General features: G+C 43.5%; 15 protein-coding genes. 4 read left to right on the forward strand and 11 right to left on the reverse strand.

The annotated features are described in order from the left end of the window. Window positions 1–31: 31 nt before the first annotated feature. Window positions 32–1,306: a class I SAM-dependent methyltransferase gene (locus J8L84_RS13400; protein ID WP_211071139.1), complete on the reverse strand. Its 1,275-nt coding sequence runs from the start codon at window positions 1,304–1,306 to the stop codon at window positions 32–34. Between the two features lie 179 nt (window positions 1,307–1,485). Here J8L84_RS13400 and J8L84_RS13405 point away from each other — a divergent pair, with 179 nt between their 5' ends. After that, window positions 1,486–2,373: a GSCFA domain-containing protein gene (locus tag J8L84_RS13405; protein ID WP_211071140.1), complete on the forward strand. Its 888-nt coding sequence runs from the start codon at window positions 1,486–1,488 to the stop codon at window positions 2,371–2,373. A gap of 28 nt (window positions 2,374–2,401) precedes the next feature. Here J8L84_RS13405 and J8L84_RS13410 read toward each other — a convergent pair whose 3' ends face one another. From J8L84_RS13410 to pseB, 10 genes are all read right to left on the reverse strand, one after another. After that, window positions 2,402–3,886, reverse strand: coding sequence for a CDP-glycerol glycerophosphotransferase family protein (locus tag J8L84_RS13410; protein WP_211071141.1), 1,485 nt, complete (start codon window positions 3,884–3,886; stop codon window positions 2,402–2,404). Between the two features lie 211 nt (window positions 3,887–4,097). Further along, window positions 4,098–4,835 carry an SDR family oxidoreductase gene (locus J8L84_RS13415; RefSeq protein ID WP_211071142.1) on the reverse strand — a complete coding sequence of 246 codons (738 nt, stop codon included), beginning with the start codon at window positions 4,833–4,835 and terminating at the stop codon, window positions 4,098–4,100. A gap of 4 nt (window positions 4,836–4,839) precedes the next feature. After that, complete coding sequence (locus tag J8L84_RS13420) at window positions 4,840–6,216, reverse strand: fatty acid--CoA ligase family protein (RefSeq protein WP_211071143.1); 1,377 nt, start codon at window positions 6,214–6,216, stop codon at window positions 4,840–4,842. Window positions 6,217–6,220: 4 nt separating this feature from the next. Next, the gene (locus tag J8L84_RS13425) at window positions 6,221–6,490 is read right to left on the reverse strand and encodes a phosphopantetheine-binding protein (RefSeq protein ID WP_211071144.1); all 270 of its coding nucleotides are present in this window, start codon (window positions 6,488–6,490) and stop codon (window positions 6,221–6,223) included. Between the two features lie 23 nt (window positions 6,491–6,513). Continuing rightward, on the reverse strand, window positions 6,514–7,194 hold the full coding sequence (gene pseH / locus J8L84_RS13430) for a UDP-4-amino-4,6-dideoxy-N-acetyl-beta-L-altrosamine N-acetyltransferase (RefSeq protein WP_211071145.1): 681 nt from the start codon (window positions 7,192–7,194) through the stop codon (window positions 6,514–6,516). Window positions 7,195–7,198: 4 nt separating this feature from the next. Next, window positions 7,199–8,248, reverse strand: coding sequence for a pseudaminic acid synthase (gene pseI, locus J8L84_RS13435; RefSeq protein ID WP_211071146.1), 1,050 nt, complete (start codon window positions 8,246–8,248; stop codon window positions 7,199–7,201). Window position 8,249: 1 nt separating this feature from the next. After that, window positions 8,250–9,374 (reverse strand): UDP-2,4-diacetamido-2,4,6-trideoxy-beta-L-altropyranose hydrolase, encoded by a 1,125-nt coding sequence (gene pseG, locus J8L84_RS13440; protein WP_211071147.1) that lies wholly within the window; start codon window positions 9,372–9,374, stop codon window positions 8,250–8,252. Continuing rightward, on the reverse strand, window positions 9,368–10,069 hold the full coding sequence (gene pseF / locus J8L84_RS13445) for a pseudaminic acid cytidylyltransferase (protein WP_211071148.1): 702 nt from the start codon (window positions 10,067–10,069) through the stop codon (window positions 9,368–9,370). The genes pseG and pseF overlap by 7 nt, the downstream gene beginning before the upstream one ends. A 62-nt stretch (window positions 10,070–10,131) precedes the next feature. After that, entirely contained in the window at window positions 10,132–11,322 is a 1,191-nt protein-coding gene (gene pseC / locus J8L84_RS13450; protein WP_211071149.1) for a UDP-4-amino-4,6-dideoxy-N-acetyl-beta-L-altrosamine transaminase, read from the reverse strand. Continuing rightward, on the reverse strand, window positions 11,319–12,320 hold the full coding sequence (pseB, locus tag J8L84_RS13455) for a UDP-N-acetylglucosamine 4,6-dehydratase (inverting) (RefSeq protein ID WP_211071150.1): 1,002 nt from the start codon (window positions 12,318–12,320) through the stop codon (window positions 11,319–11,321). Before pseB ends, pseC begins: the two co-directional genes overlap by 4 nt. A gap of 248 nt (window positions 12,321–12,568) precedes the next feature. On the opposite strand from pseB, the gene J8L84_RS13460 reads away from it, so the two are divergent. From J8L84_RS13460 to J8L84_RS13470, 3 genes are all read left to right on the forward strand, one after another. Then, window positions 12,569–13,369 carry a flagellin gene (locus tag J8L84_RS13460; protein ID WP_211071151.1) on the forward strand — a complete coding sequence of 267 codons (801 nt, stop codon included), beginning with the start codon at window positions 12,569–12,571 and terminating at the stop codon, window positions 13,367–13,369. 155 nt (window positions 13,370–13,524) lie between these two features. Continuing rightward, entirely contained in the window at window positions 13,525–14,976 is a 1,452-nt protein-coding gene (locus tag J8L84_RS13465) for a sigma-54 dependent transcriptional regulator (RefSeq protein WP_211071152.1), read from the forward strand. A 132-nt stretch (window positions 14,977–15,108) separates the two neighbouring features. Beyond that, on the forward strand, window positions 15,109–16,272 hold the full coding sequence (locus tag J8L84_RS13470) for an ATP-binding protein (RefSeq protein ID WP_211071153.1): 1,164 nt from the start codon (window positions 15,109–15,111) through the stop codon (window positions 16,270–16,272). Window positions 16,273–16,276 lie beyond the last annotated feature (4 nt).

The following is a 16,276-nucleotide window of genomic DNA, read 5'->3' on the forward strand; positions in this document are numbered from 1 at the left end:
TTATTCTCTAGCATAGCTAATGCTAAGTGCATCACTTGTACAGGCAAATAATCTCAACTTCACTAGATTCAAGATGACTTATTCGCCTTAATATCGTTTCTTGATACGAATTGGATGAAATAACAATTGCCTTTGGAATCTGTGCTTCAAGGGCAACTACCGGAAGGCCCCCCATTATGTTTCCATGTTCTTTCGCATCAGGTGATATTATATTTTTCAACTTCTTTGCTTGAGTGATGTAAGACAGTAATTGTTTCGTGTGCAGGCCAGTACCGTAAAGAGATACGGATTCGTCGGGAAAAGTACTGAGTGTCAAATCGAGCTCGCTAAAGCGTTGACGTATTGCCAATTCAGCGTTCTCACTTTGTTGCTTAACGTAACATTCGCGATTGCTCTCTAGGTCATCTAAATATGCGCGAATGCTAGAGTATTGATTATCCGTGCAAGGTACAAAATTATCAGATTTCTTAAATACGGCTTGTACATATTCATTGCCCTTCACAAGTGAAAAGCCATATTTTCCAAGTACCCTTTTCAATAATGCCAAGTTAAAGTGATAGTTGTGTGCATTTTGCAAATATTTAAGAAAGTCACTGTCATAAGTGTTTCTGAGGTTAAATAAGCCTGGAACTTCTATATAGAGAAGGCCATTTTTTGCAAGCAGCGAGGAGATGGTGTTGAGTTCTTTCCCTATATCAAGAAAGTGTTCAAATACATGGCTGAGAATAACTAAATTGAATTTTTCTTTTGTTGTTTCGACAAGTTGTTGAGAAGACATACAATGAAGATTTAACCCAAACTGTCGGCCCATATCTAAATAGGTGTCCCCTAAATCTATACCAATACACGAATAGCCAGCTTCTTCGAGGGGCTTTAATATTCCTCCGGCACCACAACCAATTTCTAAAACAGAACCGCTATTGGGCTCAATAACATCTGATAAATAGCGTAATATGCGATTGCCGTGACGAACTTGTCGATTAAAAAACTGTTCGTCTGCAGCCGAGGCCCCTACATAGAGCTTTCTGTACAAATTAGCATAAAAATCTGAGGTGCTTATTTGGTTTAATCGTGGAGAGGTGAAAACTTGACCGCATGACTTGCATATCTGTGTGGTAATCGGAATGGCGTATCTGTCTTTTTTAGCCAAAATTTCTAGATCACTACTTCCACATTCACAAATTACCGATTCGAACTGATATTTGCCAAGGGCCACTTGAGACAAATATTCATTCCTAGCGGCTAATTGCGCCTCCTTTAATGTTAACCTCGCAACGTTATCATTTTTGAATCTTTCAGAAAGCATTTGGGGCGCCTTTACTTATAAGCTGTCACATGAATTAACGGCAGCTATTTAATATTCTAAAGCGTTACGTTGAATAAATCTGGTCAAGGTAACTTTTTATTTAGTTTAAGAAAAGTGTTAAGCGTACTGGAGTATGGTCGATAATAAAGGAGTGAGAATGATTAATACCGGAGACAGAGATGCGTAAATTGAGCGTTTTAGAAAAGCATGGGTTTAATGGCTTGAATCGTTGGCCAGGTAATACGCAGCTTGAAAGTGCCGAGGCGGTCTCAGACTATTTTATGCATGGTTACGCACCGCCTGAGCCACTGATTACTAAAAATACAAAAATAACCGCCTTTGGCTCTTGTTTCGCTGGAAATGTATCTCGCTATTTACTCAAAAAAGGCTACCAGGTTAATGCTCATAGCTGGGACCATAATCAATCAGATTTAATTCGTATTGACGAAATAATGGTACATACACCAGCTCTACTTGCCCAGTTTGAGTGGGCGTTTAACAACAAACCTTTGGGCTCTGTTTTCATCGGTTCCGCCGAAGAAAAAGCGCAGACATATCATAGTATGGAAGCTTGCAAACAAATTATTAAAGAAACAGACTTTTTTATAATAACACTGGGGCTTACGGAGGCTTGGTATGACAAAGAGAGTGAGCAATACCTCTGGAAGTTTGTGCCAAATAGACGCTTAGATCCAACTCGATTTGAAAGTAGGTTTGTTTCCTTTTCCGAAAATTTAGAGAATTTGCGTCGAATTTATAGCTTAATCAAATCTAATGTTCCTAATGGGAAAGTATTGTTTACCCTTTCCCCAATACCGCTCCTTGGTTCATATCACGGAAAGTCAGTAGTTGCTGCGAATACTGCTTCGAAAGCAACACTCCGTGCTGTATTGCATGAGTTTTTGAGTCAAAAGGAGCATGGAGATGCCCTCTATTTCCCATCATACGAGTTAGTAAATAACTACATTGATTCGCCTTGGAAAGAAGATAACCGACACATCACGCCTGAGACTGTTGAAACGATAATGTCAATTTTCGATGAGTATTACATGAGTGCAAACGAGTAGAATGAGAGGGTAATGGCTATTGCGAGGTTTAACTTCTAACCTCTTCAAGAATTAATGGGCAAGCCGGTTTGTTACCGAGCCAAAACTTATCACGCAGCGCTGATACTAATTCAGTATTTGCTGCCGCAGAGTCGGTAAGAAGCCGAAGTAATTCATCAATAGCTAACGCCACTTCCCCCGCAATAAAATCACTGTCGCTCACCAATGTGTTTCCACGTAATTTCAGATAATCCTGCTTGTCATATTGAAAATAAACAATCGGCTTGTTCGCTAATAAAAAATCATATGCGATTGAGGAATAGTCAGTAATCAAAGTTTCTGCATCTGCCAGCCAAGGGTATATATTCTTTCCACTAGGGTATAAATAGATATGAGGATGCGAAGGAAGCGCTTGAACGTTTTCACTGTCAGGTAGAGCCATAGCATCGCCAAACTGCCTTGAAATAAACGGGTGAAATTTTAAAACAAAAGAGCGTTTATTATTCTCACACCACGCGTTTATCTTATCTAAATCTAACGGGTAATCGTTATCCCCCCAATCGCGGTAGGTGGGGGCGTAAACAACAATACTACCTGTGGTATTTTGAATATGAGTCAATGTGCTAAGAGGCTCAGCGTTTATCCAGTCTCGCGCTTCAGGTGATTGACTAAACACGTCATTTCGAGGGTATCCGAAATCTAAATAGCGTTTGGCCCTAAAAATAGTGGGAAAGATGTGTTCATTAAACCATGATGAACTAGAGATGAAGGCATCATCGCAAATATCAGGGTAATGGATATTCCCGCTTAGCGCTTTATAAGGTAACCCATGCCATAGCTGTACAACAGGAATAAACTTTCTAAAAAGGGTGAAGGTATTCCCGGTGAACTCATGATCTACCACCATCTTTTTAGCACGTACCATTTGCCAAAGCCCGAGAAGCGAAAATAAACGTAGTAGATGATTATCGGCATCCAGCATGGTTAAATCTTGCTTAATATTTCTGCCTATCAACCAAGGTTCATCAGGGTATTGTCTACGGTGTTGTCGGTACGCCAACAGCATATTGGTATCAAAAAACTGCTCCGCGTAATACACATAGCCCCGTTGCGGCACTATGCTTCTTAATACCTGGATGATGAATGAGAAAAACCTAAACCGAAATGACTTAAATTTTTCGTTTATCGGCGTTTTATACGGGTGAATGTTCGAGTGACTGTTTGCGCCAGAGCTTGACGTTGGCGCTGTGGTGTCGACATCTTCTTTTAACGAAGTGTAAAGCTGGTGGGGGGCAAACCCTCTTGCCATAAGCCCTTTGGCAACATTATGCGTGTAGGGGCCGTTGCAAATAATAACGATAGCATCAGGTTTTGATTGAGCGTGTGAGTTTATTATTCCATCGGCTTGCTTTAAGTTATCAGCTAGCCCGCATACGTTGTACCCCTCAGCCGTTAGCGCACTCGCAAGTGCCCTTCCTGCTGGGTTGGCTGGTGCTACGTATACTGGTTGTGAGGTATTAATATTGCTCTGCATAGTAATGCGTTCTCGCTAAGCTCTCGCCAATGCCAATGGGTGTCCTATCCGTATCGCTATCCGTATCGAGCACGTGACTAACATTAATAGATAATAAACGTATTCATGACGTTGCCTGCTAAGCCAAATATTTAAGCCAGATGTTTAAGCCGAATAGATAAGCGTAATACTTAAGGCATATTGTGTTAAGCCAACTAGCTAAGCTATTTAATTAAGCGGTGCTGCCAGCATCAACGGTTATGGTTGTACCCGTAATTGATTTTGCGCTATCACTTAATAAATACAATACCGCGCCCGCCGCATCTTCAGGCGTGGCAAGCGTGCCTAAAGGACTACGGCGTTTCACTGCTTCAAGCTTGTCGCCAGTAAGGCTATCTGTCATATCCGTTTGCATGTAGCCAGGGGCTACGCAATTCACTGTTATGCCGGCTTTTCCAACTTCCCGCGCAAGGGAGCGAGTAAATCCTTCAAGCGCCGCTTTACTGGCAGCATAAACGCTTAAACCATTAAATCCGGTGTTGGCAATAATTGAAGAAATATTGATAATTCGCCCCGTGCGGTTTAGTAGCATGGCGCGAGACAAATATTTGGTCAGTAAAATGGGCGCCTGAACATTCACATTCAGCAGCGTATTTATCTCGCTGTTATGCATAGTGGCTAACACACCATCAAAACCTAAGGCGGCATTATTAATAAGCGCATAAGGTCTACCATGTGTTTTCACTATTGATTTAGTCAGTTCGTGAAGTGAATCAAGGTTCCCTAAATCAAACGGAATATGGGTAACATCATTGCGACTGCACAATGCATCAAGGGCGGGACTGCTTGCCCGTGAAATCGCCACCACTTGGTAGTTATCTGCTGCCAATAAGTGGCATATTGCAAGGCCTAATCCTCGACTCGCGCCGGTCACAATCACTAGTTTCTTATTTGATGTTGGCTGCTGCATATATTTACTCTGTTGACGCTTGTTGTGTTCTGCCTATCTTGCCTGAGGCATTGATGGCTATGCTATCAGTAACGTTAATTTTTGTAGGCATTTCGAATCGGGCAAGATGCTTTTTACAATGTAGCAGTAACGCTATCGTGGGTTTTGTCTCAATGTCTTTGCTAGAAGAAAGCACAACATCGGCCACAACAAGTTGCCCCATGATGCTGCTTTTCTTCGCGTAGACTAGAGCTTGTGACACTAATGGCGATTGTAAAAGCACTTGTTCTACATGCTCGGGGTGCACTTTTTGCCCTCCGACGTTAATGGCACCATTTGCTCTGCCTTTAAAGTAAACTCGATTGTCTTTAATCATAACTACATCATTTGTGTTTACGTAGCCTTCTGAATCAACCTCTACAATGGTGTTATTTATCTTTTTTAATTCAGTGTTTTGCGCTGCATTAGCCTTGATCCAAAGCACATCTTCGCTATCCACTTTTAAGTTATTCCCATTCACGCCGGTAGTTAACCATTGTTTTGGGAAACCAGGCTGACTATCAGTAACCGCAAACCCTACACCAGCTTCGGTTGAAGCATATACATGCATAATCTTCGCGTTCGGAAATTGGCTGGCTAATAGGGCCAACAAGGGGGCATCGGTAATTTCTCCCCCAAGAGTTATCTTCTCAATAGTGAAAGGAGGCGAGCTATCTGAAAAAGCACCGCTTAATAAAAATTGACGCCAAAGGGTGGGTGTGGCGGAAATCGCATTTACTTTTTCGCGCCTAATAATGTCTACTTTTTTTGCGGTATCGGCGGTGGTGCAATCTACTAACGTGGCACCATTAAGCAGACTTTGTAAGAGTACTTGCAGGCCAGCGTAGCGAAAAGGTTGGTAGCATAATGCCCAGCGGGTTTGCTGATGCTGCTGTCCTTGTTTAATCGCGCGGCATAAACTTGCGCTAGTATGAGCAATCCATTTCGGCGTGCCTGTTGTGCCCGACGTTGGTAAATGCAACACGGTTGCAGCTGTGTATTTATCTGTGCTATCTGGCGTGCTAGCGCTACTCTTATAAGCGTTGCTCTTATTAGTGGCGCTGTTATTTGCGTTGCTTGTATTAAGGAGGGCAAGCGGGGCTTCAGGTTGTAGATATAAATTTTCCACCACGCTTTCATAGGCTAGCAAGTAGGTTACAAAGGTGGTTAGGTTTTCAAAAGAAAGTACCGCCTGGCAAGGCAAGTTTCCTTTGGCGCGTAATGCTTTGGCTTCGACAATTAGGGTTTCGTAAGTGGTGTATTGAATAGCTTGAGCGTCATCATTACCGCTGCTATCTGCTTTGGTATTGTGAACCAGTGCAACACCGGTAAAATTTGAGACCTGCTCAAGCAGCGATAACACCCTGTTAGCCTTCTAATGCACTTGCATAAAGCGCGGTAAACTCGCCAAAGGTGCGCGGGTATACCGCTAGCTGCATTTCACTAAATGGATCTATACCTAGGTCTTCTTCAAGCTGCGCCACTAACATGGCAAATCCTAGTGAATCTAAACCGCTTTGAAGCAGTACGGTTTCATCAGTAATGGTATCGATGAGCGTACAATCTGCAATAACCGCTACATTGGACATGGTATCTAAAATAGTTTGCGCTAACTCAGTTCTGTTTAAATCGCTCATTGGTCTCGTTCATTATTAATGGTTTAAGGTTTAGCAAAGTGTATATGCTGTGCCGCTGCGCCAATTTGCTTTGGTAACATTGAAAGCACTTTTTCCCGTTTGGTAAGCCACTGCTTTTGTTGGTATAAAAAGCGCTTAACCGTAACAGTAGTGCCGTCTTTTTTCTTTGGTTTTTCGTCTATTCGATCTTCAAGTGCTTCGTATTGAAACAACTTGTGCATTTTAAGCACGGATTGGTTGGACGACAGCACCTCGGCATATAAGGCCGCTGCATTTTTATTAATCAATGCATAATCGAGTGCGGCAATTTCTAATAGCAACCCTGACCCCGGCCACACGTTGTCCTCACCAATATAACATCCCCATTCTATGCAGGGCGTTGTTAGTTCAGGGTTATTCTCAATAGCGCCCATTGAAGTGAAATTTAATACACCAATAGGGCGCTCGTTTTGCATAAAGACGAAGAACTGCTTTTCCGCGTTGTTTTTAAGTGTTTCAAACCAACTAAGGTGCTGTTGCCAGCTTATCTCATCAGTAGAGTGCATGTTTTCGCGTATATGCGGTAAGTTACGCCACCCAAGCACCGTTTCAAGGTGTGTCTCGTTCAATGGTATAAACTGACTACTAGGCGACGTTTTAACTTTAGCGCTAGTTGCTTTTGAATGAGATGCTGCTTGTTTAGGTGTTTCGGGAATATGCGTCATGGGATTAAATAAGGTCCCAGCTCATTGGGGTACCCTTTGCCACGTCTTGTTTGACAGGCTTCCCTAACAACATGGGCAAGTTTTTAACCGGCAAGCCAAGGCCAGGTCTAATTGAACGTAAGTTTGTGGGTGTTAAAACATCACCGGCCTTCAAATCGTTAGCGATATAAAGCGAACGCCTGTGTACCCGTGAATTCACCTCTGCCTCGGTACAGCCGTAATTAACTTCACCTACTGCAATGCGCGCGCGCTGACTTTCTTCTACTAGCTGTTTAAATTCTTTAGGTTCTAAAGAAAATGCCGCGTCCACGCCGCCGGCATTTCTATCAATAACGAAATGTTTTTCAATTACACTCGCGCCTAGTGCGGCAGCTGCAATGGCTACCCCTATACCAGTGGTGTGATCAGATAGCCCCACGTGGCATCCGAACATGGCTTTTAAATGGGGCAAGGTCATTAAGTTAGCGTTTACTGGGTCGGCAGGGTATTGGCTAGTACATTTAAGTAGCACGTAATTCTCGCAGCCATTGTTACGTAATACATCTACCGCTTCTGAAATTTCTGTCAAACTCGCCATGCCCGTAGAGACAATAACGGGTTTGCCCGTTCTAGCCACAGCAGCAATGAGCGCGTGGTCAGTATTTTCAAATGAGGCTATTTTATAACAAGGTACTTCTAGACTTTCTAGAAATGCGACTGAAGTAAGATCGAACGGCGTGCTAAAGGCAACCATCCCTTTTTCTTTCGCTCGTTCAAAAATAGCGTTATGCCACTCCCATGGCGTAAACGCTTTTTCATATAACTGATACAACGACGAACCGTGCCACAGGCTATTCTCATCATCAATATAGAACTCGCCAGTAGCAATATCTAATGTCATGGTATCTGCAGTGTAAGTCTGCAATTTTAATGCATGTACACCAGCTTCTGCAGCGGCGTCTACCATGGCCAATGCAACATCAAGATCTTGGTTATGATTACCGGATAATTCCGCAATAATAAAAGGGGGCTGTGTGTCACCAATGGTATGGTGACCAATTGAAAATGTATCCACGTTAGCCTTCCTCTCTTAATGTTCTACTGTTTAACAACGACTCGCCCTTTATCTTATTCATCTGCGCTACTATTACATTAACTACTGCAACAGCGCCGCCATCTATTGGGACAAGCTGTGATGCGATTTTAGCCATGTGTTGCCGTGCCGTTGCATCATTTAACAACGCTAATACAGAATGCGCAATTGCGTCCTGTGTTACCGTTTCACTATCGCCAAGCCATTTGCAGGCTCCCAATTCTGACAAATATTTTGTCGTCGCGACTTGGTTGGCGGCAAGTGTAATAACTATGCTAGGCAGAGCTGATACACAGCGTTCCCAGTGCATACTGCCACCCGCGCCAACCATTATTGTCGCGTGCCGCATAAGCACTGCCATTTGTGTGGTATCTACGTGCAATGTCATAGTAGAAAATTGCGCCACTTTTGAAACAATTTGAGCATAATTCTCATGCTGGCTACCAATAACAATATCAACGTCAACAAAGGTAGTGTCTATCTTACTTATCGCTGATAGGGTTTTATCGGTTACATTTTGCGGATCTGTACCCCCAAAGCAAACTAGAATACGTTTTCTTTTTTGTTTCTCGTTGGTTTGAAGTGCAACATTCGGTATGTGTTTGGGTATTTTAGTTTGTGTGGGCGCGTAAAATTCTTCTCGCAATAACGCGAACTGCGGCCCCAACAGGGTGGTGCAATCTTTCGGAACAAGGTCTTTGTATCGAGAAGCACTATTTGGCAGCAGGTTACCATCTAAAAGCAGATTGCAATGATGCTTTCTATCGGCGAGATCATCAATAACCATCACACCCAAAACCTTGTTGTATAAAAGTGTTTCGTAGCACGTGTCCAAGCTATAGTGGTCGATAATAATCAGGTCGGTTTCAGGCGGTATTACCGCTAACGTATTTGTCGCGTGTTGCGCTGGGTCGTTGTCTATGTCAGCAATAACATGCACATTATACCCAGAAGCTTTTATCTTAGATGAAAGTGCGGCACCGCTTTTACTGACAACAAATTCGCAATATGCCTTGCCACGCAGTGCGTGCGCTAAGGTAAGGCAACGCATAACGTGGCCAGCCCCCATCGCGATTGAAGCATCAACACGAAAAACGACCTTTAGCATTCACCCATCTCTTTAAGTACTTTGTACAAGACTTCTGCACGCTTCCAATCTTCGGGGGTGTCGATATCTTGAACAAGGTGTGATGGGAGTTTAATCATGCGAGATTGAGGTGAAAATACGCGTTTGGTTTTATCTAGCCATGTGGTGGCATTAGCAACGTATAGCTGCCCGGCATCATGAAAGGTATCTGGTAAATCTTGTGATCGCTTACCAATAGTTTCAGGGTTAAAAGGCATCACTTCACCAAGCTCAGATTGCAAGAGTGCTCGTTGAATAGGAAAAGAGAATTGATTTACCGTAAAAACAAACTCTGCGTTGTCTTGTTGAAGCCGGTGTACCGCATCGTTAATCAACGTGCCTGTTAAAAAAGGGGCGGTAGCATACAAACACGCGCATACATCAACATTCCATCCGAGCGCGACTAACGATTCAAGCGCACTGCGAATTACCGGCGTAGTGCCTGTCTTGTCGTCTGCCAGTGATACTTCTCTTAAGAAAGGCACTTCTGCACCATATTGAATGGCAATATCAGCAATTTCCCTATCGTCAGTGGACACCACGACTTTATCTATAGCAATACTGCTAAGGGCGGCTTCTATCGAATAGGCAATAATAGGCTTACCCCGAAATAACTTAATATTCTTTCGAGGAATGCGCTTACTTCCGCCTCGGGCTGGAATAATGGCTATATTCATGAGTATCGTGCTCTATATCTTTGCTTTCATTACGGCTTCTTTGTTTGTACTCGCGGCACTTTTCAAGCGACGAGTAAGCGTGCTTCTTTTACTTTATCGGCCACAAATGAAATTTGTGAAGGCGTAAGGCTTGGAAATAGTGGAAGGGTAACCGCTTGTGTGTAGTAGGTTTCGGCATTGGGACAATAGCCCTTTTCGAAGCCCAAAGCTTGATAGTAAGGTTGAAGATAAATTGGAATATAATGAACGTGTCCTACAATACCTTGTTCGCGCAGGAACGTTATAGCATGGCGATGCTGAGCATCATTAATACCAATAAACCGAACCACATAGAGGTGATAACTGCTATCGCTGTTTTCTTCGACGACTAACGGCGCTATCTCGACTTGGCTGTCGGCCAGTAGCTCGTGCATGTCTGAAAATAACTGATTGTAGCGCTTAGCATGTTGATTACGCTTCTCTACAAACTGGGGCAATTTTGCAAGCTGACTTAAACCTAGTGCCGCTTCTACATCGTTCATACGGTAGTTAAAGCCTAACGTGTGCTGTTGATAATACCAAGGGCCGTGGGAAGGTTCGGTTAATAAAGCCGGATCGGCAGATACACCATGACTTCGTTGCAGCGCCATTTGATTGTACAGTTCTTCGTTATTAGTAAGCGCCATTCCACCTTCCATCGTGGTAATGATTTTGACGGGGTGAAAACTAAAAATACAAATATCTGAAAATTCGCAGCTTCCTACATATTTGTTGTTGTAGCGCGCGCCTACCGCATGTGAAGCATCTTCGATTATTCGAAATTGATATCGGGTTGCAAGTTTCGCTAGTTCAGCCATGTCGCAAGACTGCCCTGCAAAATGAACGGGTATCAGTACTTTGGGTAGCGTGTTGTTGCGTTCTGCCACTTCAAGTTTTTCAGCAAGCGCGCTCATGCACATGTTGCCGGTGGTAAGATCAATATCAACAAAATCCACATCTGCACCACAGTAAAGCGCGCAGTTTGCCGATGCGACAAACGAGTTTGGGGATGTCCATACACAATCGCCTAGCCCCACATTTAGTGCCAAACAGGCAAGATGTAATGCAGAAGTGGCGCTGTTGGTTGCCACTGCATGGTTGGCATTGCAATAACTGGCCATCGCTTGTTCGAATCTTGGCACCATCGGGCCCTGTGTCAGCCAATCAGATTTTAGGGCTGACACTACTGCCTCAATATCATCGTCGTCTAAATGCTGACGACCATAAGGGATCATGCCTCAGATTCCTCGTTAAACTGAATTATCTCATCGACAGTTAAAAACGAGGGATTTGTGTCTGAAATATATTCGAAACCTTCTGCTACTGGCCTACCTTTTTCATCAAGGGCATTGCTAGTAAAATTATTGCTGCGGTGAAAGAATTTAATAGCCGGCGCAATCACGAAATGATCGTCAAATTCGTAAGTGTGAAATGCCATATCGCCGGGGCACATCATTTCATGTAATTTTTCACCTGGTCGTATTCCGATAATTTTTATCGGTAAGTTAGGTGCCATCGCTTTTGCTAATTCGGTAATGCGAATAGAGGGGATTTTAGGAACAAAAATCTCCCCGCCAAGCATACGAGCGAAGTTTTTCAATACAAAATCAACGCCTTGCTGAAGGGTTATCCAGAAGCGCGTCATATCCTGATGGGTAATGGGGATATGGTCGCTACCTTCATCAATTAACTTGTTGAAAAAGGGCACGACTGACCCTCTTGAACCCACCACATTGCCATAGCGAACCACTGAGAATCGAGGTTTTTTACCGCCAACCATATTATTGGCTGCAACAAACAATTTATCTGACGCCAGCTTTGTTGCACCGTATAAATTTACGGGGTTAGCCGCTTTGTCGGTGGATAACGCAATGACTTTACTCACACCGTTATCAATGGCGGCATTTATTACATTTTCTGCGCCATCTATATTGGTACGAATACATTCGGTAGGGTTGTACTCTGCGGCTGGAACTTGTTTCATTGCGGCAGCGTGTATAACGTAATCAACGCCTTGCATAGCACGAGTTAGCCTGTCTTTATCACGGACATCACCAATGAAATATCGCATGCAAGGTGCATTAAACTTTTGCTGCATTTCGTATTGCTTGAGTTCATCTCGAGAGTAGATGATTAAGCGTTTTGGTTTGTAACGAGACAACAAGGTTTCTGTGTATTTGTGGCCAAAAGACCCAGTGCCACCTGTTATCAGTATTGATTTACCGTCGAACATGTCTCGCTCGCTATTTTTATCATTATGAAAATAAATATATCATGTGTCGGCGCGAATGCCATAAACCATTAGTTTTTAACAGTTCCTATTCGCGATTTTTCGCTTTTAAACACAAATTTAGCACGCTAATCCATATATGAGTATGGCAATGTATACTTATTAATAATGTAGTGGGGTACTTGGGTTTACGAAAATGCTGTATAATTACTGAACTAATTACCACAATTAACACTTAACCGGAGGTTCAAATGTTGAAAGTTGATTCTGACATCGGCAGTTCGCTTCTTCAGCAAGTACAAGAAAAGCAAAATACGCTTTTGGAAAAACTTGCGTCCGGAAAAGAAATTAATAGCGCATCAGACGGCGCCGCTGCCCAGCAAATTATTGACCGTTTAACCTCTGAGGTTGAAGGCAATCGTCAGGCTGTGAACAACGTTTATGACGGCATATCGTTAGCTCAAGTCGCTGAAGGCGGGTTGAGTAACATCAACGATGATGTGAATCGTATACGCGAACTTACTATTCAGTCAGGTAATGGCATTTTAAGCGACGGCGACCGTCAAGCGCTGCAATCTGAAATATCACAGCTTCAAGAAAACATTAGCTTTACCATTGAGCAAACCAATTTTGCAGGTAAACCCTTGTTGTCTGACAATGGCGCGTTGAGTTTTCAAGTTGGGGCGAATGCTGGCAATTCAGTTGATGTTAAAACCCAAGATATTGGCAGCCAGCTATCAGACGTTCTTTCTATCGATTTAACCTCTGGTAGCAGTGTTGATGATGCGTTAAACGCTACCGACGAAGCGATTGAAATTTTAGGTGGTGCACGTGGCGATTTAGGCGCTACGCAAAATAGTTTGGCTAGTACTGCTCGAAATTTAACCCAATCCAATGTGAACACGGCAGAAGCGCGTAGCCGAATTCAAGATTTAGATTACGCTCAAGCAAGCTCTCAACAAGCGGCAAATGATGTGCAAGGACAAGCGGCTTTAACGGTTCAAGCCCAAGCGAATCAGCAGCAAGGGCAGGTTTTGGCGTTGCTCAGTTAAACATTAAATCTGAGTGAGTTATTCGAAAGAAGCAGGGAAACCTGCTTTTTTTATTGCTACATTTCCGAAAACACCAGTTGCGCTGCGATCTTTTGTCGTTACAATTTACAAATGCGCTAAACTGTAAATAATAACAAAGCGTTCTCGGGGATTTGATGAAGGATATTTTGCTGGTTAGTGATAGCCAGGAACTAATTCATAGCTTAGAAACCATAGTCACCTTTTTGGGAGAGTCGTGTCAGTCACGAGGGCTTTCTGACTGTGAAAGTTACCTGAAAGAAAAGGGCGCAGATGCGGTGCTTATTGAGTACGCGTCGCCGTCAGTGATAAATTCACTGGTTGCTCGTTTTCCACACATACCATTCGTTGCCATTTTACATTCAAATGGCGAAGTGGCCGCGTCGTGCAACTTAGTCAGCGTGATCACTTTACCGCTTACTTACCCAGTACTTACGCAATCAATTCACCGATGCCAAGAATATAGCCGCAGAAAGCCGGGTAAAACACGCGCTGGTGGTTCTAAAACTCGGCTGTTTAGAAGTTTGGTGGGTAAAAGCGACGAGATTCAGATAGTACGCCGTTTAGTAGAGCAAGTAGCTCCAACAGAGGCTACAGTGCTAATTTTGGGTGAATCTGGTACAGGTAAAGAAGTGGTGGCACGTAATGTACATTTCTTGTCAGAACGTAAAGATGGCCCTTTTATCCCGGTTAACTGCGGTGCTATTCCCGGCGAGCTTCTTGAAAGTGAATTGTTTGGTCACGAAAAAGGCGCGTTTACCGGTGCGATAAGTGCTCGTAAAGGCCGTTTTGAGTTAGCCGAAGGCGGAACATTATTTCTAGATGAAATTGGCGACATGCCGTTGCAGATGCAAGTCAAACTGCTTCGGGTGCTGCAAGAGCGTATTTATGAGCGAGTAGGTGGCAGTAAGCCTCTACAGTGCAATGTTCGTATTATTGCGGCTACCCATCGTCATCTAGAAACTATGATCAAAGAAGATAAGTTTCGTGAAGATCTCTATTACCGCTTAAATGTGTTCCCTATCGATAGCCCTGCACTGCGTCAACGCAAAGATGACATTCCTTTGCTATTGCAAGAACTCAATAGTCGTATTCAAGGTGATGGTGTAGAAAGCGTACGTTTCACTGAGCGCGCCATTGCATCGTTGATGGAGCATAACTGGGCAGGTAACGTACGAGAGCTATCAAACCTTGTTGAGCGTTTAAGTATTTTATATCCAGGTCAAATCGTTGATGTGGCCGACCTTCCAGAGAAATACCAGTACGGTGAAATTCAAGCGTACGAACCAGATTACCCTGAAGAATTGCTAGAGCGAGATGCCTTTAATGCACTTTTTGCTGAATCAGCCTCTCAAGAACACTTTGATGAACCTGAGGAAGAGAGCAGTTTGCCGCTTTCCTCTGCGTTGCCTGAGGAAGGGGTTAATCTAAAAGAATACTTATCTGAACTTGAAATTACCCTCATTCGCCAAGCCTTAGAACAACAAGAATGGGTTGTCGCTCGCGCTGCAGATAAGCTAGGAATGCGCAGAACCACCCTTGTTGAGAAAATGCGTAAGTACGATATTCAGCGTATGGAAGAAGTTTAACGTCAGGTAATTGACGTTAAATTTCTTTCTGAATTTACTGTAACTGCCTGATAAATATAGTTTAAAAAACTGGCATGCCTTCTGCAGTGTAAAATCATATACACAAACCGTCTTTAAATTGACGAGAGCCATATGATTTTTGATAGCACACACGACAGCAGTACTTCATCTTCTGAACAATTCACTTCATCCTATGATGTGCCTAGTGTCGAGCATGCGCTTGAGGCTGCAACACCGTCGTATGTGAGTGAAGCAGAAGTCAGTTCACTTCGTCGTCAAGCTAGTCGTTTGGAAAACTTGCTTCAAGTCATGCCTGCAGGCGTCATTGTTATTGACGGCAAAGGGGTTGTACGTCAAGCCAATGACTTAGCTAAAGCATTGCTGGGCGAGCCGCTAGAAGAACAAGTATGGCGTAGCATCATTTCTCGCTCATTTAACCCTCGTGCAGACGATGGTCATGAAGTGTCATTGGTAGATGGTCGTCGCGTTAAACTTTCTATCACGCCGCTAGAAGACGAGCCAGGGCAGCTTATTGTAATTACAGACTTGACGGAAACCCGTCGGCTTCAAGCCAGTGTCAGTCATATGCAGCGGTTATCTTCATTAGGCAAAATGGTGGCATCGCTTGCGCATCAGATTCGTACGCCTTTATCCGCAGCTATGCTCTATGCCTCTAATTTAACGCGAAAAGATTTACCGCAGCATGCATCTGAGCAATTTGCTCGAAAGATGACAGACAGGCTTAAAGAGTTAGAAAGCCAAGTTAATGACATGCTGCTGTTTGCCAAATCCGGCGAGCAACAAGTGGTTAATGGTTTATCGCTCGCCAGTTTGCGAGAAGCTATTGAGCCCAACGCGCAAACTATCACCGCGCAGCATGCACAAAAAATTGCGTTTAATGGCTTCGATTCAACCGATGCACTTATCACGGGCAACCTCACTGCGCTACAAGGTGCTGTATTGAATCTTATCCAAAATGCGAGTCAGGTTACGCCCAAGGGTTACACGGTGTCGATTAATGCGGTAGTACATGAAGATAGCGTACTGCTTTGCGTTAATGATAAGGGGCCTGGTGTACCAAATACCTTAATCAATAAAATATTTGAGCCGTTTTTTACCACCAAAACCCATGGCACAGGGCTGGGGTTAGCCGTGGTGAAATCGGTAGCTAAAGCACATAACGGCTCGCTTAGCGTGGTAAATCTTAATGAAGGTGGTGCCTGCTTTACGCTTTCATTACCTTGTAATACTCAGGCTATCGGGCAACACAATAAGCCTCACTCAAATGTCGCTTAATTGC

The sequence above is a fragment of the Alteromonas sp. MMG017 genome (assembly GCF_018100795.1).
GTDB lineage: Bacteria > Pseudomonadota > Gammaproteobacteria > Enterobacterales > Alteromonadaceae > Alteromonas.